Source organism: Aequorivita xiaoshiensis, from assembly GCF_022008395.1.
GTDB lineage: Bacteria > Bacteroidota > Bacteroidia > Flavobacteriales > Flavobacteriaceae > Aequorivita > Aequorivita xiaoshiensis.
In genome coordinates, this window is sequence record NZ_JAIRBB010000045.1 from 1 (window position 1) to 1316 (window position 1316).

2 protein-coding genes are annotated in these 1316 nt (G+C 37.2%); both read right to left on the reverse strand.

Translation table 11 applies throughout. From position 1 onward, the window contains the following. Positions 1-34 precede the first annotated feature (34 nt). Positions 35-877: an IS3 family transposase gene (locus K8344_RS13885; RefSeq protein WP_237609278.1), complete on the reverse strand. Its 843-nt coding sequence runs from the start codon at positions 875-877 to the stop codon at positions 35-37. Further along, positions 874-1272 (reverse strand): transposase, encoded by a 399-nt coding sequence (locus K8344_RS13890; protein WP_139856833.1) that lies wholly within the window; start codon positions 1270-1272, stop codon positions 874-876. Before K8344_RS13890 ends, K8344_RS13885 begins: the two co-directional genes overlap by 4 nt. Positions 1273-1316: the final 44 nt, after the last annotated feature.

Consider the following 1316-nt stretch of genomic DNA (forward strand, 5'->3'; position numbering starts at 1 on the left):
TTGTATATCCCTGATTAGTGTTGACCGTTATTTATTAATTTAGATTATCAAAAATAGTCATCAATTTTCTTTCTTGAGGCCTCAAGAAAGAAAATTGATTTATGAACTTCTCAGGGCTCATTCTGTGGTTATTGTTATGTAATCTTTTACTGTTGTAATTCTTGACCGCTTTTGCCGTCATTCTTTTTAACTGGATAAATGTCTGTGGCTTCCAATAATCAAGATATTCCTCTTTTATGGTTCTATTGATACGTTCAGCATAGGAATTGTCATGGGCTGAGAGTGCCATGCTTATTTGGCTTCCACTTTTCCTTAAAAGATCAATATATCCCTTGTAGGTATACTGACTCCCCCGATCACTGTGGTGTACCAGAGGGGCGTCGTTTTCTTTCAATGCCATATTCAATGCATCCATATTTGCCTGTGCCCTCATATTATCAGAGACTTTATATCCTACGATCTTCTTGGTATAGACATCTATTATAAAAACTGCATAATAATGCTTGTTGCCAATAGGTATGTAAGTAATATCAGACTGCCATACCATTGATGGTCGGTCAACCTCCATCCCTTTTATTAGGTTAGGATAATAAATTTTCGAAGCAATAGTTGTTCTTTTATAATTCTTTTTACGCTTCAATCGGTATCCCAGTTCCATCATTAACTCTATAAACCTATCCCTTCCTATAAAGTCCGGTTTAAGTGTATAGTACATTTTCTCAACCCCACAACCAGGGTGATCCTCTCTGAGCTCATCAGCTTCGAGGGTCATTTGCTTGACTTTCTTGTCGAAGGCCTTTTGCCTTGTATTATACTGGCTTACAGCTTGCTTGCTGATTCCAACGGTGGCATATAGCATGTTCATTGAAAAACTCACTTTTTCTTTGTTTTCCCTGAACCAGTTGATTGTGGGGTGCCGAAGTTTTTTTTGATGTCGATATCAAGTTCATCCTTGGCAATCTCCATCATCTTCTCCAAATAATCAATCATTATTTGCTTGCGGCCCACGGTGCTCTCAAGCTCCTTTATGCGAGCTTCAAGCTCTTTCATCTTTTGGCTGCTACTGTCTTTCATTTCTATAATTCTAAATCCTTTTTCGTTAAAGGTAGAGAATTTATAAATCCATTTATAAATTGTTGGATTTCTTATTCCGTGAAGCTTCTCCAATTGGAGAACGCTAAACTTTCCGCTTTCAAAATCTGCAACAATCCTTTTTTTAAATTCAATTGAGTATTTACGCTGCTTGCGAATACTCCGTACATTTGCTTTCATAGGTTTTCACTCGTTAAGTGGTCAACCTATATCAGAGACGTACA